Below are 25,437 nucleotides of genomic sequence, written 5' to 3'. Positions count from 1 at the left end.
GGGCTAGTAGGAAAGGGACGGGAAGGGGGAGCCGGCTGCCCGGGTGGGCACCCAGATGGCCTTGGTCTGGGTGTATTCGTCCAGCACGCCCGGGCCGGAGGACCGTCCGTGGCCTGAATCGCCGAAGCCGCCAAACGGGACGGCCACGTGGATGGTCTTGTACGAGTTGATCCAGAAGGTGCCGGCGTTGACCGAGCGCGCCACGTGGTGGGCCCGGGAAACGTCCGAGGTCCACACGGCGCCCGCCAGGCCGAAGCTGGTGCTGTTGGCCCGCGCGATGGCTTCCGCTTCGGTGTCGAAGGCATCCGCGCCGACCACCGGGCCGAAGACCTCGGTGGTTTCCAGGCGGTTCTGCGGTGTCACGCCGTCGAGCAGGGTGGGCATCACCCAGTGGCCGCCGGCCAGTGCGGATCCGGTGAGGTGGGGCGGAAGCGCGGAGCCGGTGATGCGGCGCCCGCCGTCCTGCACGCCGGCGTCAATGAGGGAATTGACGGTGGCGAACTGCTGGGCGGTGATGATGGGACCCACCTCAGTGTCGGCACTCAGCGGATCCCCGACGCGGAGCCGGCCTGCCCGGTCCGCCACCAGCTCCACGAACTGGGCGTGCACGCTCCGCTCCACCAGGAGCCGTGATCCTGCCACGCAGGACTGCCCAGCACCGGAGAAGATGGCGGAAATGGCGCCGTCGGCCGCCCTCTCAAGGTCCGCGTCGGCGAAGACGATGTTGGCGCTCTTGCCGCCGAGTTCCAGCAGGGCCGGAATGCCGGCCTGGGCAGCGGCCACGGCCACACGCCGCCCGGTGGGCACGGAGCCGATGAAGCTGACTTTGCCCACGCGGCGGTCTGACGTGAGGGCTGCACCGACCGTCTGGCCGAGCCCGGGAGCGACGTTGAAGACGCCGTCAGGCAGCCCCGCTTCGTGGGCCAGCTGCGCCACCCGGATGGTGGACGCCGGCGTGAACTCGCTGGGTTTGATGATTACCGAATTGCCTGCCGCCAAGGGCGCGGCGGAGTTCCAGCCGGCAGTAAACATCGGGGCGTTCCAGGGCGTGATGGCCACGATCACGCCCCAGGGCACCCGTTCGGTGTAGGTGTGCCAGGATCCGGGCACCGGGATGGTCTGCCCGGTGAGCTTGTCCGCCCAGCCGGCGTAGTAGCCGAACATTTCGGCCACTTTGGCGGCTTCCACCCGGGCGTCGCGAATGGGCTTCCCGGTGGTGGCCGATTCCAGGATGGCCAGTTCTTCGGTGTGGGCTTCCAAAGTGCGGCTGACGTTGCGGAGGATGGCTGCGCGCTCGAAGCCGTTGAGTTCGCCCCAGGCCGCGGCGCCGCGGACGGAGCTTTCCAGGATGACCCCGGCCCCTTCGGCACCGGGGTCGGAATAGGTGGCGAACGGGGCACCGGTGGCGGCGGCCGTCAGCGTGACGGTCTCCCCGTTGCCGGGCACTACCTTGCCGTCGATGAAGGCGCCGATGCCGCCGGGGAAAGCTGCATCGAGGACGGCGCGGGCGGTGTCCGTCGAGGAGGAGGTGGGGGCTGTGGTGATGGTCATGCGGGGTCCTTAAGCGCGGGGTGCTGTGGCTGCGGCCACGGGGGTGGTGGGAGTGCCGGCGCGGGTGATGGCGGGGGCAACCATGCGGGCTATTTCGGTGAAGTCGGCGGCGGGGCCGAGGACGGCCAGGGCTTCCTGCCACTGGCCGACGACGGCTGCGAGGAGGGCGGGGTTCTCACCCTTTTGCCGGGCTACGTCCACGGCCAGGGCGGCGTCACGCGCCATGAGGCCCAGGGCGAAGCCGGAGTCGTGGGTGCCGGAGAGGACCCAGTTGGGGTACATCGCGGCGGACACTTTGCTGCCTCCGGACGCTCCGCTGATGCTGGCTGCGGCGGTGCCCGGATCGATGCCGTAGGCCTTGGCCACGGCGAGGGCTTCGCCCACCGCGACGAGGTTGGCGGCTGCCAGGACGTTGTTCAGCAGTTTGACCACGTTGCCGCTGCCGGGGCCGCCGATGTGGCTGTATTTTCCGCCGGTCAGTGCATCAAGCACGGGCCCGGCGGCAGCGAGGGCTGTTTGGCTGGCTCCGACGAAGGCGCTGAGGGATCCGGTGGCGGCACCGTCCCGTCCGCCGGAAACGGGCGCATCCACAAACGCGGCGCCGTTCGTTTCGGCCAGCGTGGCCATCGCGGCGCTGGTTGCCGGTTCGGAGGTGGTGGTGTCAACGATGGCCACGGTACCGGGTGCGCGGAACAGGCCGGGCACGGTGGCCTCCACAATCGCGGCAGACGGCAGGGACAGCACCACGTAGGGGGTTCCGGCCAATGCGTCGGCGTCTGTCACGGTGCCAATGCCGAGTGCCTCCGCGGCGGTCCTGGCAGCTTCGGAGGGGTCGAAGCCCGTGACCTGCCAGCCGGTGCGGTGCAGGGTGTCGGCCATGGCTCCGCCCATTGCGCCGAGGCCAATGACGGCTATGCGGCGGTCGATGCTGGTGTTCATTGAATGCTCCTTGGGGATGTTGCTGACTAGTCCAAAAAGATGTCGAGGTCTTTCCAGAGCTGCTGCGTCCGGCGGATGGTTTCGCGGCTGCGGTCGGGGTGGGCAGCCTCCATTCCGGTCAGCAGGCCGTAGACCGCCGAGTTGGCGGCGGTGACGGACTGGAAGAAGGAGATGCCCTCGGAAGCGACCACCAGCAGGTGGTCTGCGATGGTGGCCAGGCGCCCGCGTCGCATGTCGCTGATGGCCACCACCTTCACACCGGCCTGATGTGCGGCCTCTGCTGCGGCAATGATTTCGCGCATGGAACGCCACATGTTGATCACCACCAGGACATCGCCCTCGCCGAGCCTGTTGACGCTTGAGGCGAGATGGACCCCACCGCGTGGCTCCAGGGTGATGGGGTAGCCCATGATGGTTCCCAGATGTGCCATGACGCTGGCGGGACCGGCGAAGGAGCCCATGCCCACCACGGTGATCGACCGTGCTTCGGCCAGCGTCGCAATGGCGGACTGTGCCTCGTCGGCGGTGTTCGCGTCCAGCGTGAGGCGAAGGTTTTCGATGTCGTGGTTGAGCGCATCGTGCAGCGGGCTGCGGTGTGCGCCGTGTTCCACCAGGGTGTCCTCGGTGGAAATCATCACCAGGTAGCGGGCGCGCAGTTCGCGCTGCAGGTCGGGCCAGCCGCGATAGCCCAGATGCTGTGCCGTCCGCACCACGGTGGAGTTGTTGACGTCGGCCCGCTGCGCGATCTCGGCGATATCAGCGTAGGAAGACAGCTGCGGATTGCGCACGATGACCTCCACTACCCGGCCTTGGGACTTGGTCAGGAGGACATCCGGCAGGGCGTCGCCGAGCCAGGCCGACGCCGGATCGGAAGTGCCGTTGCTGCTCGGGGGCCGGCCGGAGGGTGCCGTACTGGGGGACACGGGGAAACTCTTCTCTGTAACCTGAATCACTCTGCAATGACGTTTGCATCAAATGTACTATGCAATTTGGATTGCAGGAAGAGTTTTGGGTTCCGTGCGCGGTTAAAACCTTTTGCGGCAGCCGCCGGACAGGCCCCTCTCAGCAGTCAGGCATCCACAAAGCCGCCACTGGCCCAGCGCCGCAGGGCCAGCCTCTCTCCGCCGTCGAACTCCATCAGTGCCACCCGGCACAGTTCTTCGACGTCGTCGGTCCAGGCCGCCGCCAGTTCTTCCGCCGTTGCGGTGTCCGTGAGCTGGAAGTCGACGTATCCCAAGCCTTGGATGACAAAGTTCACTGCGCCGCGGGACACCGGCTGACCCGCGGTGACACAGTCATCCCGGACAAGCTTGGCCAATTCGTTGCGGCTGGCCGGCTGCTCCCGGAGCCTGTCCGCCATCGCCAGGAACAGTTGCCGGAACTGGGCCGTGGAGAGGGCCGGCACGTCGGTGACCCTGGCGACCCGTTCCTCGATGCCGGATTCGGCCTCTGCTTCGGCGGGCAGGTCGTCGCTGGAAAACCTCTGCGCATCCCAGACCCAGCCGCCGCGCGTTGCCGTGTACTCAATGCCCTGGCCGATCTGGGCCACCCAGGTGCCGAACTTCCCGCAGCCGCCCCAGTCTGTCTTCAGGGACGGGTCAGCCGTGAGCGCCCGGTGCGCCACCATCGCCCCGACAACCGGGCCCGGGGCGGCCCGGACGAAGTCGCACACCTCCTTGACTGCGGTGGAAACAGTCTTCGCCCGGGGCTTGGCCTTCCCTGAACTCTCTGCCCGCTGCGGCTGGACAGACGCCACCGCGTGGATCGGCTCCACCGTGGTGCCGTTGAGGATCGCCACAAAGTCGTGCGACTCCACCACACTGTCCGCCATCTCGCGGTAAGCGAAGGCAACGGCGCCGGCGGCGATCACCGTCGTCAGCTTGTCGGCGGCCCGGAATCGCTGGATGAGCGAGGTGAAGTCCGCGTCGGCTGATGCGATGAAGAACTCGTCAATTCCGCCGCTGCCGGAAAGCGTGTCCATCGCATCCAGCACGAGATTGATGTCGGTGCTGCTCTTTCCGCGCTGCGTCAGCGACGGGCAGTCGATCACGCGGAAACCCGCACGCGTCCAGTACGTCCGGTACTTCGAGTACACCACCGGGTTCAGGTAGCAGTTGCGGATCAGGAAGCGCCGGGAGCTCTCGCCTGAGCCCGAGGCGGACAACGCGTCCGCCCAGTGCTTGGGGTCTTCCGCGAACCGTTTCGCCGCCATCGGGTCGAGGGCCTGCAGGCCCGTAAAAACGTTGTCGAAGTCAACAAACATGGCGGCCCGGATGCCGGGGCGGCGGGAGGGAGAACGTGCCTCTTTCATTGGCTCAGTGTGCCAGCAACCGGGGTGCCTGGGGAGCCTTTTCTGCAACACGCAAGCCGCCGGGCGCCTCGACGCGCTCCGCGGCGCCGGGCGCTTCGTGGGGGACCTGCCGGACGCAAGCGGACGACGGCGGGATGTCCCGCCGTCGTCCGCCCGCCGTTGCCGGTGGTGCGCTTAGCTCCATTCAGGCGGCTGGAAGGTCGCTCCCCCGAACATGGGGTAGGCGAGGACGCCGCGCTGGTCCTTGAGCTGGGACCAGGGTTTGTTGATTCCGAGCGTGCCGTACCGCCGCGCCTGGGTTACCCGGTCCAGGTCAAGGACGCCGTAGAGGATCTCCTCCCCGCCACGGGCCTGCTGCATGATGGTCCCTTCCGGGTCCAGGATGACGCTTTCGCCGACGCCGGAAGGGTCCGCGCCGTTGACGTTAACTACGAAGACCTGGTTGACGAAGGCATTGGCCCGGGACATCACCACTTCCATTTCCCGATCCCGCGTGGTGGTGAGGGTGGGCTGGATGATCACCTCGGCCCCGAGCCAGGCAAGCTGCCGGGAGACCTCCGGGAAACTGCCGTCAAAACAGATCGCCAGGCCTACGCGGCCCTTGCCGGGGATATCGAATGTGACGAACGAGTCCCCGGGTGTTGTTCCCTCAAAGGGGCGCCAAGGGAAAAGCTTCCGATAGCGGGCAACGATCTCACCCTCGGGCGAAACGGCGATGGCCGTGTTGTACGTGGACCCGTTGTGCTCCTCCAGCAGCGAACCCGGAACGAGCCAAACGCCCAGCCGTTGGGCAAGCTCGGTAATCCGTCCGGTGAGGTCGCTGGGAATGGGTGCCGCGGAGCGGGTGTCCGCGGCGGGGTCCGGCTGGAGGAATTCGCCGGGCGCGGAGAGCAGCAGTTCCGGAGCCACGATGACGTCTACTTCGGGGCCGAGGTTTTTGGCGCACTCGGCCTGCCGGGCGAAGCGCTGCCAGGTTGCTTCGACGTCGTAGGGGACCGACCTGGTCTGGATGGCGGCTACGGACAGGATGCGCATTTATGCCTCTGTTTCGCTGGTGAGAATGATAGCCAGGTCGGCCCGGGTGGTGACGTTGCCGCGGGAGATGGTTTGCGCCGAGAAGAACTCCCGGAACCGGGTTCGCAGCAGGGCGGTGGCGATCAGGCCGATGACCAGGGCGCCGACGCCGGTCCAGAACACCGTTCCGATGCCCAGCCAGGAGAGCCCCACGTAGTCGGGGGAGTACATGTCGACGGCGCTCAGGACGAAGGCCGCGATCATCATGGCTGCGCCAACCGCGGGCAGGATGCCTTTCATCAGGAGCGACGCGGCGGACGTGCGCATCTGCGGGGCGAAATACACCACGCAGGCGAGGGCGGTTGCGGCGTAGTACGCGGCGATGAGCAGTCCGATCGACAGGACGGCGAAGCCGATGAAGTCCGCGGCGATGGCCGTCAGCCCCACGGTCATTCCGACGCTCAGCAGAGCCCACCAGAGGATCGAGGTGGTGGGGGTGCCGCGGGTGGAGTGCATTTTGGTGGTGGCCCCGGGAAGGGCGCGGTAAGTGCCCATGCTGAGCCAGGACCGCGGCGTGCTGACGGCCACCGTCATGAGGGCGGCCAGCGCCGACAGGCCGACGGCGAGGATGATGACCTGGCCGAAAACGGTCCCGGTTGCCTGCGGCCCGAGCACGGAGAGGACATCCGAGACGGTGCCCGGATCGGTGATGCCGGCGACGCCCGCAAAGCCGACGGCCGCCACGGCCGTGACCACATAGAAAACCAGCAGGATGGTGGTGGTGATGACGACGGCGCGTCCAGGGGTGCTTTTGCGGTTGGTGGTTTCCTCGTTGACGGCGATCAGGGCGTCCCACCCCCAGTAGATGAAGAGGCACAGGATCACGCCCGAGACGAGTCCCGAGGCGTCGCCGAAGGCGAAGGGATTCAACCAGTCGAGGCTGGGCGGTTCGGCGCCGTCGAGGGTACTGCCGGCGCCGATGGCCGTGAACGCGCCGACGCAGAAGCCGCCAAGCGCCACCAGCTGCAACCCAATGAGGGCGTACTGGAGCCAGGCCGAAAGTTCGATGCCGCGGGCGGAGATGACCGCGCTGAGGACGATGAGGCTGCAGGCAAAAAGGGCCACCAGGACGGGCTCTTCGGCGACGGCCCCGAGGCCCAGGAACTCCAGGAGGTACGTGGCAGCCACCTGGGCTAGGGCTGCCGTGGCGATGAACGTTGCGACCTGCGGAACCCAGCCGCCAAGAAACCACCCCGCGCGGGGTCCGAAGACGCGGGTGATCCAGACGAAGACGCCTCCGCAGTCCGGCATCTCCTTGTTCAGCTCCCGGAAGGCGAAGGCCGTGAACAGGATGGGGACGAAACCGAGCAGGAAAGCTGCGGGGGTGTGAGCGCCCACGGCCAGGACGACGAAGCCAAGGGTGACGGCCAGGCTATAGGCCGGTGCGACGGCGGCCAGGCCAAGGGCGACGGTGGGGCCGATACCGATGGACCCTGCTTTCAGGCCCTTGGCGGAGGGTGAAGGCGTGGTGGTGGGTGGCGGAGGCTGGGGAATGGGGTGGGACATGAAACTCCTCGTTGAGTCTGGAAATTTGAATCACGTTCAAATTTGAACCCCATTCAATATGTGACTAGGATCGTTGTCAATACCCGAGCGCTCAAAAGAAACGGGGCAGCGAGCCGATGCCAGGTCCAACCAAGAAGGAGCTCCGACGGGACCACATCCTCGCCGCCGCCCAGGCGGTGGCAGCCCGGGAAGGGGCAGGGGCGGCGACGCTGCGGGCAATTGCGTCCGAAGCGGGCATGGCCCCGAACGCCGTGCTGTATTACTTCGGCGGCCTGGCTGAGATCGAAGCCGCGGCGGTGCAGGCGTCCTCGGACCGTTTCCTGCAAAGCCTGGCGGCGGCCGTGGAGTCGGGTGCGGGACCCGTCGCGCGGCTCGCCGCGGCGCTGCAGGCCGGCATCTCGGGCGGCCTGGAGGACGACGCCTCCAGGATTCTCTACGAGTACTGGTCCCACTCGCTCCGGAACGCTGAACTGCGGCGCATCCAGGCGGAGTTCACCAGGGCGCAGCAGTCAAACTACGAGGGCATCATCGCGGAAGGAATTGCCTCCGGCGAATTTCATCCCGTCCTGGCACCGGCGGACATTGCCCGCATCATCGTCGCCCAGGAGGACGGGCTGGTCATGGACGTGCTGTCCGGGGTGGCCAGCAGCCGCGACGTTTTCGAACTCAACGCCCGCCTCGCTGCGGTTCTCCTCGCTTTGGATCCTGCCATGCTGCTGGAGGCCGCCACAACGTAAGCGGACGACGGCGGGAGGTCCCGCCGTCGTCCGCCTGAGCCGCAGTCCCCAATATGGGACGGTGCCCATTTGACTTGCATCACCTTGGTGGGATTTGTAGCCTAGACCCCGCTTCCGCGCCCTGTAAGGGTCGCGCGGGAGTCGGCCTGCTCATCAAGAGTAGGCGGAGTCTGTATTGGGGGAATTCAAATGTTTTTCACAACTAGCGCTTGGAAACAGGCCTGTCGAGTAGTCGTGACATTAGTGGCAGTAATTGCGGTCTTCTTGGCATCTGTCGGGCCTGCCAGTGCCGCCGGAGCGCGCACCATAGCCGGCACCGATTCTGGGGTCGCGTTGCTCCAACCGACCAAGGCCCAGACAGACGAGGCCATGGAACGACTCGAGCAAGCTCGATCAAACGACCCAGCCGGGTTCGCCGAGCGGCTCCGCATCATCAAGAAATCCAAGCATCTCACCGCCTTCCTGTCTTCCGACAGTCGATTCGACAGTGGACTTCAACAGAAGTTCCTAGCGGCTTCCATGCCTACTGATGTACTTAAGTCGTTGGTCGAGCTCACCGACACCGGATATCTTTCACTGGAAGTCAGTGATGGGCCGAACAACACCAAGGTAGCCAAGATCATCAAGGCCAAACCTTCAATGGTCGGTGGCGGAAAAGGCAGCATGTCCATGAAGCCGATGTTCCCGCAGTGCCCGTCGGCGTGGGCAGCCCTCTGGGCTTGGTGGGGCACCAATGCCGCATTCTGCGGCGCTTTGGGATTCTTCGGCCCTATGGCTGCGCTTGGTTGCTCAGCGGCCATGGCCATCGCCGGATCCGTGATCGACTTCAACCGAGGATGCTGATGAACACGAAAGTCACCACCACTGTACGAAACTATTGGTTGGCATTGGCCGCCATGTACGGGCTGACCCTGAGCGTTGTGGCAATGGCCGACTGGCCGTGGCCATTGATTATGGGGGCCGCCTTCATCCTCTTCGGCGTCCTGCACGGCCTTCGATACCGTCAGGTGGGCCGGGACGTCCAAGGCAAGCTCGCCACTGCCAGCCCCGGAGTAGGTGTCGTAGGCGGCATATTCGGAGCCGCCGCGATACTCATCCACGGCACTCCGATTGCCATCTGGGCAGGGCCACTCCTGGGCCTGGTCACATTCCTCGGCATGTACTTGTACCTCCACCGTTTCGGACGGTATGACGGGGATCCCGCAGAAACAGCCACCTGAAAGTGGCGTAGTCAGCCCTGCAGCTGGGGCAGGCACATGCAACGGATTTCGAACAACGGAAGTCCGGGCGGTTCCTCGCCGTGCCCGGTCGAGACAAGATAGTCCTCCTCGAGGAGGTACGCGGGAAGCTGCGGTGAAAGATAGCTGTTGTACCGGGACGGGTATACCCACTGACCGTTGATGTCGAAGGCCGGCAGGGCATAGGGGTCCCTGCGGTTATGAACAGTGGGATAGAGGCCGTCCCCGATCCACAGATGGCTGGCCAGCCCGTACAGGTGGTCATGGTTTCGGGCGGTGGGAAAAAGAAGGGCCTGCTGCACGGATTACACCTTTCCTCGAGGACGGCTGCGGCTTCCGGGAGGGCCGCTAGGACTCCACTGATTCGAACTTTGCCCTGGTCAGGAACACGAGCTGCGCTTCCTTCTCCGCAAGCTGCACCTTGGAGCCCGGCTCGAAGCCGCAGCCCTGGAACCGCCGGATCGCCTTGTCGTTGCGGGCGTCCGGTTCCGCCACCACCCGGTCCTTCGACGGATCCGACAGCAGGAAACGGACCAGGCCGGCGACGAGGACGGGCGTGAAGTTCCGGACCGGGCGGGTGGCAGGGGCCAGCAGGAGGTGCATGCCGGTATCCTCGGGGCGGGCCTCGTACGCTTCGGCGACGGGATCCTCGAGCGGCTCATAGGTCTGGAAGATCCCCGCCGGTGTGTCCGCCACGGACATCAGGTACGCGTGGTGGGTGTCCAGCCCGTCCAGGAACTCGTAGATGTCCCGGACTTCGTCACGGCTCAGGTCACGCATGCCCCAGAAGCGGGCCCGTTCCTCCCGCACCCAGCCGTAGATCAGGTCAGCGTCTGCCTCCGGGATCACCCTGATCAGCCGGAGCCGGCCCAGCGCGGGCAGGTCCTCCTCATAGACGGACTCCCTGTCGGAGAGCGGCAAGGCAGTGTCAGCGCGGGTCATGGTTCTCCTTGGTGAGATGCTCCCAGTCAGTGATGACGGGAATGAGGTCTCCGGCCGCCCAGAGGGGCAACTGGCTGGCGAAATGCGGGCTTTCGGGCAGGCCTGACGCACCGAACGGAACCACCCAGCTGCTGTTGGCGCGGTCCTCAAGGTCCCAGACATAGCGGGCCACGGGCCCCCGGAAGGACCTGTCCGTGAGGCCGGGCAGGCTCTCGGTGGAAAGCACGCATGCGGTGTCGCCGGACAGCTGGGTGAGCGGGACGGCGGGCACTGCAGCAGCCCCGCCCGTGCCGTGGTCGGACAGTGCGTGCAGCGGCAGCACGGTGTGGTTGGCACCCCAGGTTCCTGCCGGAGCCGCGGCGGCCGTTTCCTCCAGTGCGCGGGTGGCTGCCTCAACGACGTCGATGCCGTGCGCCGGCCCCTTCGCCAGGAGCGTCTCCAGGGCGAACCCGACGCGTGCCACCGGATTCAGCCAGGGCGCGAACAGGGGAGGATAGCTGGTGGGGGCAGCCAGCCGGGTCAGCGCGGGCGAAGCCGCCAAGGCGAGGACCAGGGCCGAGCGCCAGGCTGCAAAGGCGGCGGCATCGTCGTTGTCCGCGTGCATGTGCCCGTCCCAGTCCAGGAGACGTTCGCGGAATGCCAGCGCGGTTTCGGACAGGGAGCCGGTCTCTGGCGGGGTATCGCTACCTGGCCCCGAGGTGAGACCCTGCAGCAGTGCACGGAATGCGGGCCACGACCCGAGCCGGCTGTCCATTTGGATGCGTGCCATGTCGGCGGTGGCCAGCCCGGTGCCGCCCTCCTCCAGCAACTGCCGGATCCGCCGGGCACGATGGGGCGGTGCAAATTCCAGTCCGAGCCGGTCCCCGCCGCCGGATTCCCGGTCATTGGCATTCACGGCCAGCCCGGACACCGGAGTGCCGGGCATGGCCTCCCAGCCGCCGGTCCATTGGTGCTCGGCTGACCACGCCGGGACCGGGCGGACCCGGTTCTCGCGGTTCCGTACCGGGACTTTCCCCGCGACCAGCTGGCGCACGCCGCCGTCGGAGTCTGCCGCCAGCACGCAATTGACGGGCTCCACCCACGCTTCCAGCGCCGTTTCCACATCCGCCGCTGAACGGCTCCGCAGGAGGGGCAGCAGGGCCTCGAAGCCCAGGGTTCCCGCCACGCGGGCGGGCGTACGGAGGCTGAGTGCGCCGCCGTCGACCCCTCCGAAGATGACCGGTCCGCGTTCCGTTTCAATGACTTCCACTGTTTCGGCGGCGCCGCCGCGGACGAGGATCGTTTCCTGGTGCTGCGCCAGGACCGGGCGCGCCCCGTCGGGTCCGAGCGCCAGCACCACGTGTCCTTCCCGCCGCAACTGCTCGCTGTAGAGGTCCTGGTAGTCCGCCATCGCGTTGGTGACCGCCCAGGCCGCCGTTCCCGTATGGCCGAAATGGGGGATCCCGGGAACGCCTGGAAATGCGAGGCCGACGACGTCGAACTCCGGGCACGCCAGCCGCACCTGCTGGTACACGCCCGGGAGTTCCATCAGCCGGTGCGGGTCCCCGGCAATGAGCGGGAAACCTGACTGCGTCAGGCCGCCTGCAGCTGTCCAGGCGTTGCTGCCCGCCCACACCGGAGCCTCGATGCTGAACAGTTCCACTCCGCCCGCTCCGAGGATCTGGGTTACGTGGGCACGCCACAGCTTGTTGGGAAAGGTGCCGAACAGGATGTGGTGCACCAGGAAAACGCCCAGAGGCGTCCAGGGCTCCCAGGGCGCAGGCGCGGTGTTTGTGTCCCGGAACTCGGGAGCGTCACGCAGGCCCGAGCCAAGGGCGTGATTTATGCCGTCGACGTAGGCCGAGCACCAGTGCCGGGTGGCAGCATCCAGGTTGGTGAAACAGCGGCGCGCGGTGTCGTCGAGCCGTGATCGGCGCGCGAAGCGGTCCCATTCGACCCCGTCGGTTCCCAGCTGCTCGGCCGTCCTGCCCTCGGAGCGCCACCGTTCCATTTCGATCTGCCAGGAGCGGTCGGAGGCGGCATTGAAGCCCTGCAGGAAGGCCAGTTCGTCAGCGCTGTCGGCGCGCAGGTGCGGAATTCCCCACGCATCCCGGTAGGTCTCAGCGGACATTCGCGGGGACCTCGGGCAGGTGAGGCCGTGGTGCAGCAGGCACGTGTTCTCCCGGTTCTTCTGGTTAGGTAAGGCTTAGCTAACTAGAAGAATAGGGTGGGGCCTCAGCGTTGACAAAATGCGGCGGTAACAATGGGACAAGCACGACGGCGGCCGTCCCGCCGTCGGCCGCTGCCTCTGCCTGCCTTCAGGGAACGTTGTTCCCCAGGTGCTGAAGGAGGGCGTCCAGGATGGGCAACTGGCCTTTCACCAGCTTGGTCCGTGCTTCGGGCTCAAGGAACCAACGGGCGTCGTCGATTTCGGGAAAGTGCTGGATGACGCCGGATCCTTTGGGCCATTCCAGCGGGAAGGTGTTGCTCACAACCTCTCCCGGCCGGAAGTCCCACTCGGCGGCGAAGGCCGTGATGACCTTGCCCGACGGCTGCCTGAACGCGCCAAGGCGGACGTAGTCAGCAGGCGGCGCCGGAGTGCCCATTTCCTCGGCGAACTCCCGCCGGGCGGCGGTCAGCGGATCCTCGTCCTCAGGGTATTCACCCTTGGGAAGGGACCATGCATGGGCGTCCTTGCGGGCCCAGAAAGGTCCGCCCATGTGGGCTATCCAGACCTCCAGCTGGGCGTCCGGATTCCACCGGTACAAGAGTATTCCTGCGCTTCGAACGGTCATGTTCCCTCCCCTCCCAAGGCTATACGGGCAAGCTGCCGTAATTGGTCCCGGTCCTCGGCGGGACTGCTCGCCGGGACTCCGGCGGAACTTTCCGGCGGGATCGGCAGGGGACTAACGAGGGCACCATTCCGGCCTCTCGGGTAGGGTGTGGGCATGGTGCATGGACTTGCCGACATGGGAGCAGAAGGCGTCCTGCTCGCCGGGGCAGGCCGCGCAATTCTGCTGCAGATCGCCAACCCGGCGGTGGGCCACGGCGTGGCAGAGCACAGCAACTTCACCAGTCGTCCGCTGGAGCGGCTTCGCGGCACCCTGACCTACGTGTACGCCGTGGTGTACGGCACCGAAGGGCAGGTGGCTGCGGTGCGCCGCAGCGTGAACCGCGCCCACGCTCCCGTCCGCCGGAAGCCCGACGCCGGTTCCGAAGGCTACAGCGCCTTCGACGCCCACTCGCAGCTGTGGGTGGTAGCCACCCTTTACGACACCGCAGTCACCGTGTACGAGAGAATCTACGGGGAGCTCGACGACGAAGCGGCGGACCTCATGTACCGGGACTACGCGCGAATCGGCACGGTCCTGCAGCTTCCGGCAGAGTTGTGGCCAGCCGACCGTGCAGCATTCCGCGCCTACTGGGACGGCTGCCTGCAGAGGCTGCATGCCGACGAGGTCAGCGTACGCGTGGCTCGGGAGCTGCTGTATCCGCCCGACCCGCAGCTTTGGCAGCGCCTGGTCATGCCGCTGGCCCGCTTTATCACCGTAGGCCTCCTGCCGGACCAGCTCAGGCACGGCCTCGGGCTCCCGTGGAGCGAACGTCATCGCCGCTGGTTCGACCGCACCATGCGGTGGTCCGCCGTGGTCTACCCGCGGCTGCCGCAGCGGGCCCGGCACTGGCCCAAGAACTACTGCCTCGCCCGGCTCGGCACGGACTAGGCTCGGCAGGAATCATCATTGCCACTCGTGGCGGGGGAACAGGGTACCAATGCGCAGCTTCACGTCCATAGAACTTCTGATCGATGAGCGTGCTCACCGGTTCTTGGACAAGGCTCCTGCCGGCGGCGTCCGTTCCAGGGTTACGGAGTTTGTAGTGTTCGGGCTCAAGCAGGGCTGGGCCTGCATCTTCGGCGCAGCCCTCCTCTCCGTGCTGCTGGCGGCGCGCCTTTGGTACCCCGACGACGCCGAACTGGCCAGGAACGACTTCCTGACGCTCGCCGCCGTCGTGATCCAGATCCTGATGGTTGCCACACGGTTCGAGACCCTCCGAGAGCTCAGGGTAATCGTCCTCTTCCACCTGGTGGGAACCGTCATGGAGCTGTTCAAAACCGACGTGGGGTCATGGTCCTATGAGGCCGAAGGGGTCCTGCGCATCGGGGCGGTTCCGCTCTTCAGCGGCTTTATGTATGCGGCAGTGGGTTCCTACATGGTGCGCGTCTACCGCCTGTTCGACCTGCGCTTCGCCCGCTACCCGCGGCGGTGGGTGACGGCGATCGTGGCCGCAGCCATTTATCTGAACTTTTTCACGCACCACTACATCGTGGACGCCCGCTGGGTCCTGCTGGCCGCCGTCGTGATCATCTACGGGCGGTGCGTGATGCAATTCCGCGTCTTCCGCAGGAAGTTCCGGATGCCGCTGGTCCTGGCCTTCCTTCTTGTGGCGCTGTTCATCTGGATTGCCGAGAACATTGCCACCTGGTCCGGGGCCTGGCTCTACCCCGACCAGGTGGATGGATGGCATATGGTCTCGCCCGACAAGCTGGTGTCCTGGTTCCTGCTGATGATCATCTCCGTGGTGCTGGTGGCCTGGGTCTACAAGCCCGTGCCACCCGAGGAACCGGCAGGGCCCGGCGGGACAGAAGAGCCCGGGGAAAGCAGGCCTCAGACGCCCAATGCAGCCTGGTCGCAACCTTTGAACCCCTAGCATGGGGGCCAGGACGAAGACGTCTGTTTTCCAGAGGAGTGACCATGACTGTTTATGTACAGCCCGGCCAAGAAGGATCCAAGGTCCAGTTCAAGGACCGTTACGAGAACTGGATCGGCGGAGAATGGGTGGCTCCAACGACCGGCCAATACATCGAGAACGTCTCCCCGGTGAACGGAAAGCAATTCACCGAGGTGGCCCGAGGCGCCGCTGCGGACGTTGAGCTCGCACTCGATGCCGCGCACAAGGCCGCACCGGCGTGGGGCAAGGCATCCGCCACGGAGCGCGCCGCCGTGCTGAACAGGATCGCCGACCGCATCGACGAAAACCTCGAGATGCTCGCCGTCGCCGAATCGTGGGACAACGGCAAGCCGATCCGTGAAACCCTCAATGCGGACATCCCGCTCGCGGCCGACCACTTCCGGTACTTCGCAAGCGCCATCCGAGCCCAGGAAGGCCGGCTCTCCCAGCTCGACGACGACACCACGGCCTACCATTTCCACGAACCCCTTGGCGTGGTGGGCCAGATCATCCCGTGGAACTTCCCCATCCTGATGGCCGTCTGGAAGATGGCTCCCGCCCTGGCCGCCGGCAACGCCGTGGTCCTCAAGCCTGCCTCCAACACGCCGGCCTCCATCCTGGTCCTGGCCGAACTCATCGCGGACCTGCTGCCGCCGGGCCTGCTGAATATCGTGAACGGCTTTGGTGCCGAAGTGGGCAAGCCGTTGGCCTCCAGCCCGCGGATCCGCAAGATCGCCTTCACCGGCGAAACCTCCACCGGGCGCCTGATCAGCCAATATGCCAGCGCCAACCTGATCCCGGTCACGCTGGAACTGGGCGGCAAGAGCCCCAACATCTTCTTCAACGATGTTGCCGCGTCCAACGACGCGTTCTACGACAAGGCGCTGGAGGGCTTCACCCTGTATGCCTTCAACCAGGGCGAAGTCTGCAGCAGCCCGTCCCGCGCCCTCGTCCAGGACGGTATCTACGAGTCCTTCATCGCCGATGCCGTGGCCAGGACGCAGAAGATCATCCAGGGCAACCCGCTGGACACCAACACCCAGATCGGCGCCCAGGCATCAGTAGGCCAGATGGAGAAGATCCTCTCCTACATCGACATCGGGCTCGAAGAGGGCGCCAGGATCCTGACCGGCGGTGCACCGACGGAGCTTGAGGGGGACCTGGCCGGCGGCTACTACGTCCAGCCCACCATCTTCGAAGGCCAGAACAAGATGCGGATCTTCCAAGAGGAGATCTTCGGCCCCGTGGTCTCCGTTGCACGCTTCGCGGACTACAGCGACGCCATCAGCATCGCCAACGACACCCTCTACGGCCTCGGCGCCGGCGTCTGGTCCCGCAACGGCAACGTCGCGTACCGTGCCGGCCGCGAAATCCAGGCGGGCCGTGTGTGGGTCAACAACTACCACGCCTACCCGGCCGGCGCTGCCTTCGGCGGGTACAAGTCCTCCGGCATCGGCCGCGAGAATCACGCCATGATGCTGGACCACTACCAGCAGACCAAGAACCTCCTGGTCAGCCACTCCGAAAACAAGCTCGGCTTCTTCTAAGCCCTGCACCAGCCAAGGCTCACCAGGACTGCCACCGCGTGACCGCCTACTGCACCATAACTACCGTTAGCTGCATGAAAAGCCAGTGGACGGCGGCGGGACATCCCGCCGTCGTACTCTGCTGTCACGCAGCGATGCATCCTGGTCGCAACTGACATGAAGCAACGGCACAACGAAGGGATATTTGAATGACGAGAATGTTGATTATTGGCCCGCCCGGGTCCGGCAAGGGCACGCAGGCGGAGCGCATCTCGGAGCGCCTCGGCGTTGTTGCGATCTCCACCGGCGACATCTTCCGCGCCAATGTGAAGGGCGGGACTCCGCTTGGCATCGAGGCCACGAAATACATGGACGCCGGTGACTTCGTGCCGGACAGTGTCACGAACGAGATGGTGCGCAGCCGCCTTTGCCAGGACGACGTCGACAACGGCTTCCTGCTGGACGGTTACCCCCGCACCACGGCGCAGGTTGATTATCTGGACGGGGTCCTGGCCAGGGCAGGGCAGGAACTGGACGTCGTGCTGCAGCTGACGGCCGATGACAACGAACTGGTGCACCGTCTCCTGGGCCGCGCCAAGGAGACGGGCCGCAGCGACGACAACGAAGCCGTCATCCGCCACCGCCTGGACCTGTACCACGAGCAGACCGAGGCCGTCGTGGCCAAGTACGCCGGGCGCGGCATCCTGACCCGGGTCGACGGCATCGGCGGCATCGATGAAGTGACCGACCGGGTGATGGGCGCCATCGAAAACCCAAGCACGGTCTCCATCGTCAGCGGACGGTGATTCCCGGCCACGTGAACGCCGCGGCTGTCCAGAGCTAAAGCGGAGGGCGACGGCGGGACTTCCCGCTGTCGCCCTCCGATTCAGTTACCGGGGCGGCTGCCGCGCGGCCGCTCGGGCTACGTCGTAGCGCGACGGTCCAGGTGTGGACGTATCATTTCTGCGGAGCCTTTCTGGCTACGGTTTCGGAGCGCACACGGCCCCAGGGGCAGTGGCGTGCCGATAATTGCGGCGGAGGGCAGAGATGGACGGGGCGGGTTTGGATCACATCGACCAGAAGATCCTTGCGGAACTCACAAGGAACGCACGGGTATCCCACGCCGAACTGGCCGCCAGGGTGCTCCTGTCGCGGAATGCCGTGCGGCAGCGTGTTGACCGCTTGGAGCGGCAGGGCTACATCCAGGGCTACACGATTGTGGCGGGCAGCGTAGGCCAGAGCATGGTTTCCGCCTTCCTGATGATTTATCGGAAGGACCGCATGCGCGGCGCCGACGTCCTGGCAGCCTTGCGGACTATTCCCGAAGTGGTCCTCTGTGATGTCCTGAGCGGCGACTTTGACCTGCTGGTGAGGCTGGAGGCGCGCTCGCTGGACAGGGTCCAGGAGATCTGGGAACAGATTGCTGCGCTCCCCGGAGTGGCCGACACCGTGACCGCACTGACCCTGTCCAACGTCATCCGACGGCGCGGAGCTGAACCTGACCGAGCTGACAATGACGGCGCAGCCGGTCACACCGCAGCCACTGACGGCGCAGCCGGGCTCTAGGACTGCCTCCGCTAGCCCCTGATGCAAACCACTTTGGGCTGTGTCATCTCCTCATAGGCGAACCGGACGCCTTCCCGGCCCATGCTGCCGTACTTGGACCCGCCGAACGGCATTCCGTCGAACCGGTAGTCGGAGCTGTCGTTGATCATCACTCCGCCGGCGTCCAGGTCCCGGGCCGCACGCATCGCTGCCGGAAGGGAGCGGGTAAAGATGCCCGCGTGGAGGCTGAAGTCGATGGAATTGGCCAGCTCGATCGCTTCGTCGTAGGTGCTGAACATCCTGAGCATGACCACCGGTGCGAAGACTTCCTCCAGCCAGAGGCGGCAATCCTCCGGGACGGACTCCAGGACCGTCGGCTGCAGGATGTTTCCCTCAGCGTGGTTGCCTGCCAGGACCGTTGCGCCGCCGTCGATGGCGCCCTGGATCTTGAGCTGGGCCGCGCCGACCGCGCCGGGGCTGATCATGGGGCCCATGTCGGTCCGTTCCTCGGCGGGATCCCCGGTGACCAGTGCCGTGGTGGCCGACACGAACTTCCGGCGGAATTCGCTGTAGACGGAGCGGTGGACCAGAATCCGCTGTACCCCCACACAGTTCTGGCCTGCGGCCCAGAACGCGCCGGACACACATGAGTGCACCGCCTGGTCCACATCCGCATCGTCCAGGACGATCACCGGCGCGTTGCCGCCCAGGTCCATGGCGAGCTTCTTCAGCCCGGCGCCGCGGGCAATTGCCTCACCGGTCGCGAACCCGCCGGTAAAGGACACCATCCGCACGTCCCTGGTTCCGATGATTGCCGACGCGACATCCCTCCCGCCGTGGACCACCGTGAGGACCTTCGGGGGCAGGCCGGCGTCGTAGAGGGCGCCGGCCAGCAGCTGGGCGGACAGCGGCGTGAGGGCTGACGGCTTGAGCACGACGGCGTTGCCCCCTGCGATGGCCGGGCCCACCTTGTGCGCCACCAGGTTCAGGGGATCGTTGAACGGTGTGATGGCCGCAATGATCCCGAGCGGCTCCCGCGTGAACCAACCGGTCCGGTCCTCCGACCCGGCGTATGAGTCAAAGGGAATGACCTCGCCGGCGCCGCGCGTGGCTTCCTCGGCGGACAGCCTGAGCGTGTTGACGGCCCGGTGCACCTCCTTGCGCGCCTGGCGGATGGTCTTCCCCGCCTCCGCCACGATGGTGCGCGCAAAGTCCTCGCTTCTGCGTTCAATGTCCGCCGCGGCCGTGGACAGGATGGCGGCGCGGGCATGGCGGGACAGGGACTTTGCGGCCACAGCGCCGGCGCGGGCCCCGACCATGAGCGAAGCAACAGCGGTGGCCTCGGTGGTGGGGACGGCTCCCACAACGCTGCCGCTGTAGGGACTGGTCACCTCGTGAAGCCGGGGAACCTGGACGTCCTGCAGAACGGTGGCCTCAGACACGCGACAGCCCTCCGTTTTCCAGGGCAGCCTCAAGGGAACCGGCCGCGGCAGGGGAGCCGGCGGCGCCGCGGCCCTCCGCGACCTGGTGGATGGCGATGATGTCAGAGAGCAGGGCGTAGGCCGTCTCGATGCGTCCGGCGCCGGGGCCGGAGACCGTCACAGGGCCCAGCAGGTCGGTTTCGAACGAAACTGCGTTCGTCGCGCCCGAGATACCCGCAAGGCTGTGCTCCAAATCGACGGCCCGCGGTGCAACGCTTGCCGCGATGCCTCCGTCGGGAGTACGCCGGGCGGATCCGATCAGCTTCCAGCGCCGGCCGGCCGCCGCTGCCCTGATGTCCTCCGGCGTTATTGCGGTGATGCCCTCGCGTTGGACGTCCTTCAGCTGGAGGTTCCCGCCGAGGAGCTCGTTGGCGAGGATCAACACCTTCAGCTGCACGTCGAAACCCTCAAGGTCCGCGGCAGGATTCGCCTCGGCGTAACCCAGCTCCTGGGCTTCCCGGACAGCCTCGCCAAGACCAAGGCCGGCTTCCATGCGTCCCAGCACGTAGTTGCTGGTGCCGTTCATGATCCCTTCGAAGCCGTTGAGCTTCAGCCCGCTGAACATCTGCTTGGCGAGCCGGATCACCGGAGTGCCGCTCATGACGGCACCTTCGAATTCAAAGCGGACTCCCTGCTGTTCCGCCAGGGCCGACAGTTCCCCGCCCCGAAGTGCCACAGGTCCCTTGTTGGTGGTGCAGACGCTCTTGCCCGATTCCAGGGCCCAGCGCACATGCGAAACCGCGGGCTCGCCGTCGTCGGGATTGGTGAAGGTGGCTTCGCAAATGATGCCCGCCGTGCAGTTGCGGATCACCGCTTCGTTGTCCGGTTCCGCGGAACCGCCGTGCTGGGCAAAGGTTTCGCCGGTTCCGCCCAGCGCCAGGGCCATGGACAGATCAATGCCGTTCGCGTCCATCAGGGAGCCCAGGCGGAGGTCGGTGATGGCGACGACACGCAGGCCGAAGCCCACCTCTGCGCGGAGGGTTTCGCCGCGGGCGGCGATCAGCTCAGCAAGGCTGCGGTTCACTCCGCCGAAGCCGATAAGTGCAAGGTCGTAGGTGGTCATGGCGTGTCCTTCTGTCGGAATTGCGTGGTGATTCCATGCTCAGGCCGTTCCCTGTCCGTCCCCCCATGTGAATCCGCCCGAAGGACTGCGCAAAGTGACCAAGGATGACGCCGTTTGTACCGTTGCCACTTAATATTCGTGCAATATATGCATCTAGGGATGTTTTTAAAGATCAAAAGCGGCCAAAAGTGTTACTTTCGTCACGGCGGTTGGGCCTACTAGTCCCCAACCCCCTCCGAGGCTTTCCGGTGCATCAATCCCGTTCGCACCTCGACTACTTTCCCGGGAGCAATTCATGGAACTTTCTTCCACAACCCGCTTGGATCCGCAGGCTTCTTCATCCCCTGGATCGGGACCCGCCGAACCGCGGCCTGCTGAATCAAAGCAGCCGGCGCCGGGGCTCCGCCGATCCATGGGGCCGCGGCACCTGGTGATGATCGCCATGGGCGGCGTCATCGGGTCCGGCCTCTTCCTCAGTTCGGGCTACACGATTTCCCAGGCCGGCCCGCTCGGTGCGGTCCTCGCCTATCTCGTGGGCGCTTTCGTCGTCTACCTCGTCATGGCCTGCCTTGGCGAGCTGGCCATCGCCTACCCGGTCTCCGGCGCGTTCCACATCTACGCCGCCAGGTCCATCGGTCCGGCCACCGGATTCACCACGGCCTGGCTCTACTGGCTCTGCTGGGCCGTGGCCCTGGGCTCGGAGTTCACCGCGGCGGGACTGCTGATGCAGCGCTGGTTCCCGGGAATCGACGTATGGGTCTGGTGCGTCGTCTTCGCGTCCGTTCTGTTTGCCCTGAACGCCGTATCTTCGCGATTCTTCGGCGAATCCGAGTTCTGGTTTTCCATCATCAAGGTGGGCGCCATCGTTGTCCTGATTGCCTTGGGCGGCGCCGCGCTGGTCGGCTTCCACCCGCTGGCCGGAGATGCCCACCCGTTCCTGTTCGAAAACTTCAATACGTCGGGCGGACTGTTCCCCAACGGCTTCTCCGGCGTCCTGGTGACTGTCCTTGCGGTGTTCTATGCGTTCTCAGGGTCGGAACTCATCGGCGTCGCAGCCGGCGAGACCGCCAACCCCGAGACCAGCATTCCCAAGGCCATGCGGACCACGGTGTTCCGCCTGCTGATCTTCTTCGTGGGCGCCATCGCCGTCATCGCTGCCACCATCCCCTTTGACCAGGTGGGTCTCGACGAGAGCCCGTTCGTAACGGTCTTCTCCTCCATCGGCATTCCCTACGCGGCGGACATCATGAACTTCGTCATCATCACCGCCCTGCTCTCCGCCGGAAACAGCGGCCTGTTCTCCTGCGCCAGGATGCTCTTCTCCCTGTCCGAGGAAGGGCACGCGCCCAAGGCTTTCCGGAAGCTGACCAAACAGGGGATTCCCCTCATCGCGCTCTGCGTGAGCATGGTGGGCGGGCTGGCCTCCCTGATCAGCAGCGTAGTGGCTCCGGAAACGGTGTACCTCGCACTGGTGTCCGTCGCCGGGTTCGCCGTGGTGGGAGTCTGGATGTCCATCACGGCGTCGCACTTCTTCCACCGGCGGGCTTTCGTTCGGAACGGCGGGAACATCGACGATCTCGCGTACAAGGCCCCGCTGTTCCCGGTGGTTCCGATCCTGGCCTTCACGTTGTGCCTGATCTCGCTGATCGGCATCGCCTTCGACCCGAACCAGGTGGCTGCCCTTTACTTCGGTATCCCCTTCGTGGGCGCCTGCTACGCCTTCTTCCACTTCAAGTACGGACGACGGCGGCAGCTCGCTAAGTAGCCTGCTGCGGCAGGTCTGCGGCAATCCCGCCGGCCCGGCGGCCGAACCAGTGTTCGGCCGCCGGGCCGCTGGCATGCCAGGCAGTTTGCCGGCCCTTCGGCGTAGCTCGAAAGCCGCCGGTGACCACGGCCCGCGCTGTGTGAGAATGGGCGTTGAAGTCCACCAGAGGGAGCGGTTCAGCTTGGAATTGTCGGAAGCGTCATCGCTGGGCCAGGGCCTGCGCATCGTCCGGCTCATTGTCGACCGCGAGAAGCGGGGCAGGGGACTGCTGGGGGTTTCCCAGCTCGCCGCCGAGCTGGAAATGGACCAGAGCCGGGTGTCCCGGCTGACCCAGGAGCTGTGCGAACTCGCCATCTTGGAGCGCGTGGAACGCGGACCGTTCCGTGCCGGCCCTGCATTCTTCAGGCTTGCGGGCAGCCTCAATGTGGGCTGGATCGGCCAGGCCAGGACCGAGCTGGAGCTCTTCGTAGCTGAGTTCGGACTCCGGGCCCGGCTGTCCGTCCGTGATGGCGTTCGGGTGATCCTGCTCAGGACGTCCAGCAATGACGGAGCGCTGGGAAGCTTTGTGAAACCGGGGATGGTCACGCCCGTCTGGTGCACGGGTTCAGGGCGTGCGCTCCTCTGGGACTACAAGGCCGCCGACGTAGAGGAACTCCTCCAGGGTGTGGACTTCATCGGTGTGGGCGGACCGGGGGCGGCTCACTCCGTGTCGGAAGTGTACGGGTTGATGGAACGCGACCGCCCGCAGGGCTTCATCAGGTCGGCCGAAGAGTTTGAGCACGGCATCCATGAGCTGGCCGTTCCCGTCCGGGATCCGGGCGGGCGCGTAGTCGCAGCCCTCACCGTCCTGGGCGGCAGTGCCGCATTTGGGCGGGCCGGGGAAATTGCCGATGCGTTGCACTCGGCAGCAAAGCGCCTGTCGGTGGCGGGCTCGGACGGCGGCGGTGTCAGCTAGGGCGGCCCAGGGCCGCTTCAAGCCACGCGCCCCACTTCAGGGCCGCAGCGGCAATCTCCTCGTTCCTCGGTTGCAGCCGGGCCCTTGATCCGACCACCTGTAAAGCTGAGATGGTCTCGCCGCGGAAATCACGCACGGGCACGGCCACTGAGTACAGATTGGGCTCCGCCTCTTCGTCCACCACGGAATAGCCGCGCTCCCGCGCCTTGGCCAGGCGAGCCAGGAAGTCCTCAATGTCGGCGGGAGTGTTGGGGCCGTGACGGACAAAGTCGGTCTGGCTAAAGACGGCCCGGACCTGGGCGTCGCTGGCGTCCCACAGGAGCGCCTGGCCGGCGTCGCTGCAATAAGCGGGGTAGGGCCGGCCGATCCACGAGCCCACCATCCTGCTGTTCGCCGGGACGTGCTCGCCGATCGTTACGGTGCTGTCCCCGTTGAGGACGCCGAGGAAGCAGCCTTCCCCGGTGTCCTCGACAAGGCCCTCCAGCGCTGCTATGCCTTCGGTCCGGAGTCTTTGCTCCGTGAGCAGCTGGGCATCCGTGTAGAGGCTCCAGTCCAGTGAATACTCCCGGTGCTCACCGCGGAGCAGGAAATTCTCCTGCTGGGCCGCCTTCAGCCCGCGGGATACCTGGCTGCGGTCCTTGCCCAGGTCGGCCGCGATGTCCCCGACTGTCGCGCCCCGCGCTCCTCTGCCGTGACGGGATCCGACGGCGAAGACAACTTGCATTCCGCGGCCCATGCTGGAGATCTTCGACATGGATCCGATCTTAGTTGCTGGCACTGCGGCGTGGCGGGCGCCGCCGTTCCGCGGATTGTCAGTGGATCGCGAAGACCCGGGCGGGAAATCCGCTACCGCCCTGGGGCTTCGGCCATGTGGCCACCAGGACAGCCCCTGATTCGGGCAGGCCGTCCAGGTTGGCGAGCAACTCTATCTGCCAGCAGTCCTGGGCAAGGATGTACGTTTCCAGGCTGAAGTCCTGGCGCGAGGTTGCCTTGCCCGGGTCCGTATCCGTCTGTTCGTGGCCGATCGCAGTGATGTTCCGCTCGGTCACCAGGAAGGTCAGCACGTCGCGGGACCAGCCCGGAGTGTGGCTGACGCCGTCGGAATCGCGGTTCGCCATCGCCTTCGGGTCCGGCCAGCGGTTGCTCCAGCCGGTCCGGAGCGCCACGAACGCGCCCGCCGGAATCCTGCCGTTGCGCTCCTCCCATTCATTGACGTCCGCCAGGGTTGGCGCCGCGTCAGCGTCGCCCGCGGCCCTGGCGCTGATGTCCAGCACCACCAGGGGCAGCATCATTTCGTCCACCGGGATGTTGTCCAGGCTTCGTCCGCCCCGGATGAAGTGCGACGGCGGGTCTACGTGCGTGCCCCACTGGCCGACGATGGAGTAGACGTGCGCGGTGAAGCCGTCCCCCTTTTCCAGGTCGAACAATGCCGTTCTGCCTTCGTCCGGAAAAGCAGGGAAATGCGGCTGACCCGGATGGAAAGCATGCGTCAGGTCCGTGAATGTCCGGCCGGACAACAGAGACTGAAAGCCCCTCCAGAGGCTGGGTGCCTGAGCGTCGATTGTCTGGGTGCCGGGGGACCTGGCCGTCATGACGCCTGGCCCAGGGCCGGACGAATCGCCGATGCAGTGGACACCCGGACCGGATCGGAGAGCTCGATGACCGGCACCTCCCAGGGGTGCACTTCGATCATGCGGGCCAGGAGTCGGCCGACGGCAGCCTCGGACAGATCGGCGTCCAGGTAGGTGGTCAGGACAAAAGTGGGCGACAGGGTCCGCTCACCGGCCCGGCCCAACGTGGGATTTGCCGCCGCCGATGCCGTGAACCCCTCGAAGCCGAGACTCGATTCGAACACATGCCGATAGTTTCCAAAGTCCCCCAGCTCGGGGCAGGACTCGAGTGTGTCAAAAAGTGACGCGAGGCCTGGGTCCGCTTTCAGGACCTCCAGATCGCCCTCCACCAGGTGCCTCAGCGAGACCGCCGCAATGGGCCAGTGGACGCGGAGTTTGCGCACACTTCTCATTCCAATGTTCATGTCTTGATGCCTCTTCCATGGATCGTCCGCCGCCAGCTCCTGTGGCTTTCGCATCATCCTGA

Annotated in this window: 25 protein-coding genes; 10 read left to right on the top strand and 15 right to left on the bottom strand. The window is 66.0% G+C overall.

The genetic code is table 11. The annotated features are described in order from the left end of the window. Nucleotides 1–3 precede the first annotated feature (3 nt). The 6 genes from J2805_RS18440 to J2805_RS18415 all read right to left on the bottom strand — a co-directional run bounded on the left by J2805_RS18440 (nucleotide 4) and on the right by J2805_RS18415 (nucleotide 7,381). Complete coding sequence (locus tag J2805_RS18440; RefSeq protein ID WP_309978813.1) at nucleotides 4–1,551, bottom strand: aldehyde dehydrogenase family protein; 1,548 nt, start codon at nucleotides 1,549–1,551, stop codon at nucleotides 4–6. Nucleotides 1,552–1,560: 9 nt separating this feature from the next. Continuing rightward, the gene (locus tag J2805_RS18435) at nucleotides 1,561–2,490 is read right to left on the bottom strand and encodes an NAD(P)-dependent oxidoreductase (protein WP_309978812.1); all 930 of its coding nucleotides are present in this window, start codon (nucleotides 2,488–2,490) and stop codon (nucleotides 1,561–1,563) included. A gap of 26 nt (nucleotides 2,491–2,516) precedes the next feature. Continuing rightward, complete coding sequence (locus tag J2805_RS18430) at nucleotides 2,517–3,413, bottom strand: MurR/RpiR family transcriptional regulator (protein WP_309978810.1); 897 nt, start codon at nucleotides 3,411–3,413, stop codon at nucleotides 2,517–2,519. A 146-nt stretch (nucleotides 3,414–3,559) separates the two neighbouring features. Beyond that, the gene (locus tag J2805_RS18425) at nucleotides 3,560–4,801 is read right to left on the bottom strand and encodes an NYN domain-containing protein (protein ID WP_309978808.1); all 1,242 of its coding nucleotides are present in this window, start codon (nucleotides 4,799–4,801) and stop codon (nucleotides 3,560–3,562) included. A gap of 174 nt (nucleotides 4,802–4,975) precedes the next feature. Then, the gene (locus J2805_RS18420) at nucleotides 4,976–5,836 is read right to left on the bottom strand and encodes a carbon-nitrogen hydrolase family protein (protein WP_309978806.1); all 861 of its coding nucleotides are present in this window, start codon (nucleotides 5,834–5,836) and stop codon (nucleotides 4,976–4,978) included. Beyond that, on the bottom strand, nucleotides 5,837–7,381 hold the full coding sequence (locus J2805_RS18415; RefSeq protein ID WP_309978804.1) for an APC family permease: 1,545 nt from the start codon (nucleotides 7,379–7,381) through the stop codon (nucleotides 5,837–5,839). Between the two features lie 116 nt (nucleotides 7,382–7,497). Between J2805_RS18415 and J2805_RS18410 the strand changes: the two genes are divergently transcribed. The 3 genes from J2805_RS18410 (at nucleotide 7,498) to J2805_RS18400 (ending at nucleotide 9,338) form a co-directional block, all read left to right on the top strand. Then, complete coding sequence (locus J2805_RS18410) at nucleotides 7,498–8,118, top strand: TetR/AcrR family transcriptional regulator (protein WP_309978803.1); 621 nt, start codon at nucleotides 7,498–7,500, stop codon at nucleotides 8,116–8,118. A gap of 369 nt (nucleotides 8,119–8,487) precedes the next feature. Continuing rightward, the gene (locus tag J2805_RS18405) at nucleotides 8,488–8,961 is read left to right on the top strand and encodes a hypothetical protein (protein WP_309978801.1); all 474 of its coding nucleotides are present in this window, start codon (nucleotides 8,488–8,490) and stop codon (nucleotides 8,959–8,961) included. After that, on the top strand, nucleotides 8,961–9,338 hold the full coding sequence (locus tag J2805_RS18400) for a hypothetical protein (protein ID WP_309978799.1): 378 nt from the start codon (nucleotides 8,961–8,963) through the stop codon (nucleotides 9,336–9,338). Before J2805_RS18405 ends, J2805_RS18400 begins: the two co-directional genes overlap by 1 nt. Before the next feature lie 11 nt (nucleotides 9,339–9,349). On the opposite strand, the gene J2805_RS18395 is transcribed toward J2805_RS18400, so the two are convergent. The 4 genes from J2805_RS18395 to J2805_RS18380 form a co-directional block, all read right to left on the bottom strand. Beyond that, the gene (locus J2805_RS18395; RefSeq protein ID WP_309978797.1) at nucleotides 9,350–9,658 is read right to left on the bottom strand and encodes a hypothetical protein; all 309 of its coding nucleotides are present in this window, start codon (nucleotides 9,656–9,658) and stop codon (nucleotides 9,350–9,352) included. 46 nt (nucleotides 9,659–9,704) lie between these two features. Then, nucleotides 9,705–10,298: a GNAT family N-acetyltransferase gene (locus J2805_RS18390; RefSeq protein ID WP_309978795.1), complete on the bottom strand. Its 594-nt coding sequence runs from the start codon at nucleotides 10,296–10,298 to the stop codon at nucleotides 9,705–9,707. Beyond that, nucleotides 10,285–12,408: a penicillin acylase family protein gene (locus J2805_RS18385; protein WP_309978793.1), complete on the bottom strand. Its 2,124-nt coding sequence runs from the start codon at nucleotides 12,406–12,408 to the stop codon at nucleotides 10,285–10,287. Before J2805_RS18385 ends, J2805_RS18390 begins: the two co-directional genes overlap by 14 nt. 187 nt (nucleotides 12,409–12,595) lie before the next feature. Next, nucleotides 12,596–13,072 (bottom strand): NUDIX hydrolase, encoded by a 477-nt coding sequence (locus J2805_RS18380; protein WP_309978791.1) that lies wholly within the window; start codon nucleotides 13,070–13,072, stop codon nucleotides 12,596–12,598. Between the two features lie 153 nt (nucleotides 13,073–13,225). Between J2805_RS18380 and J2805_RS18375 the strand changes: the two genes are divergently transcribed. From J2805_RS18375 to J2805_RS18355, 5 genes are all read left to right on the top strand, one after another. Further along, a complete protein-coding gene (locus J2805_RS18375; RefSeq protein WP_309978789.1) occupies nucleotides 13,226–13,999 on the top strand; it encodes an oxygenase MpaB family protein in 774 nt (257 codons plus the stop codon). 49 nt (nucleotides 14,000–14,048) lie between these two features. After that, nucleotides 14,049–14,984, top strand: a complete 936-nt coding sequence (locus tag J2805_RS18370) for a DUF817 domain-containing protein (RefSeq protein ID WP_309978787.1) — start codon at nucleotides 14,049–14,051, stop codon at nucleotides 14,982–14,984. A 44-nt stretch (nucleotides 14,985–15,028) separates the two neighbouring features. Beyond that, nucleotides 15,029–16,552 (top strand): acetaldehyde dehydrogenase ExaC, encoded by a 1,524-nt coding sequence (gene exaC / locus J2805_RS18365; protein WP_309978785.1) that lies wholly within the window; start codon nucleotides 15,029–15,031, stop codon nucleotides 16,550–16,552. Between the two features lie 197 nt (nucleotides 16,553–16,749). Beyond that, a complete protein-coding gene (locus J2805_RS18360; RefSeq protein ID WP_309978847.1) occupies nucleotides 16,750–17,337 on the top strand; it encodes an adenylate kinase in 588 nt (195 codons plus the stop codon). A 256-nt stretch (nucleotides 17,338–17,593) separates the two neighbouring features. After that, nucleotides 17,594–18,097, top strand: coding sequence for an Lrp/AsnC family transcriptional regulator (locus J2805_RS18355; protein WP_309978783.1), 504 nt, complete (start codon nucleotides 17,594–17,596; stop codon nucleotides 18,095–18,097). Between the two features lie 11 nt (nucleotides 18,098–18,108). Here the strand turns inward: J2805_RS18355 and J2805_RS18350 are convergent, their stop codons facing one another. Together J2805_RS18350 and J2805_RS18345 are read right to left on the bottom strand one after the other, a co-directional pair. Continuing rightward, nucleotides 18,109–19,518, bottom strand: a complete 1,410-nt coding sequence (locus tag J2805_RS18350; protein WP_309978781.1) for an aldehyde dehydrogenase family protein — start codon at nucleotides 19,516–19,518, stop codon at nucleotides 18,109–18,111. Beyond that, nucleotides 19,511–20,620, bottom strand: a complete 1,110-nt coding sequence (locus J2805_RS18345; protein WP_309978779.1) for a homoserine dehydrogenase — start codon at nucleotides 20,618–20,620, stop codon at nucleotides 19,511–19,513. Before J2805_RS18345 ends, J2805_RS18350 begins: the two co-directional genes overlap by 8 nt. Before the next feature lie 295 nt (nucleotides 20,621–20,915). Here J2805_RS18345 and J2805_RS18340 point away from each other — a divergent pair, with 295 nt between their 5' ends. Continuing rightward, nucleotides 20,916–22,385 (top strand): amino acid permease, encoded by a 1,470-nt coding sequence (locus J2805_RS18340; RefSeq protein ID WP_309978777.1) that lies wholly within the window; start codon nucleotides 20,916–20,918, stop codon nucleotides 22,383–22,385. 145 nt (nucleotides 22,386–22,530) lie between these two features. Next, the gene (locus tag J2805_RS18335; protein ID WP_396134412.1) at nucleotides 22,531–23,340 is read left to right on the top strand and encodes an IclR family transcriptional regulator; all 810 of its coding nucleotides are present in this window, start codon (nucleotides 22,531–22,533) and stop codon (nucleotides 23,338–23,340) included. On the opposite strand, the gene J2805_RS18330 is transcribed toward J2805_RS18335, so the two are convergent. From J2805_RS18330 to J2805_RS18320, 3 genes are read right to left on the bottom strand one after another with little or no spacing between them, the layout of a single operon-like run. Next, nucleotides 23,333–24,094: an IclR family transcriptional regulator gene (locus J2805_RS18330; RefSeq protein ID WP_309978773.1), complete on the bottom strand. Its 762-nt coding sequence runs from the start codon at nucleotides 24,092–24,094 to the stop codon at nucleotides 23,333–23,335. The two genes, J2805_RS18335 and J2805_RS18330, sit on opposite strands and share 8 nt — an antisense overlap. Nucleotides 24,095–24,152: 58 nt before the next feature. After that, nucleotides 24,153–24,932, bottom strand: a complete 780-nt coding sequence (locus J2805_RS18325) for a cyclase family protein (RefSeq protein ID WP_309978771.1) — start codon at nucleotides 24,930–24,932, stop codon at nucleotides 24,153–24,155. Then, nucleotides 24,929–25,363, bottom strand: a complete 435-nt coding sequence (locus tag J2805_RS18320; protein ID WP_309978845.1) for a YqfO family protein — start codon at nucleotides 25,361–25,363, stop codon at nucleotides 24,929–24,931. The genes J2805_RS18325 and J2805_RS18320 overlap by 4 nt, the downstream gene beginning before the upstream one ends. Between the last annotated feature and the right edge of the window lie 74 nt (nucleotides 25,364–25,437).

This window comes from Arthrobacter oryzae, assembly GCF_031454875.1.
GTDB classification, from domain to species: domain Bacteria; phylum Actinomycetota; class Actinomycetes; order Actinomycetales; family Micrococcaceae; genus Arthrobacter; species Arthrobacter oryzae_D.
The sequence above is the reverse complement of the archived record's forward strand: the minus strand, read 5'-3'. Positions and strand labels throughout refer to the sequence as shown.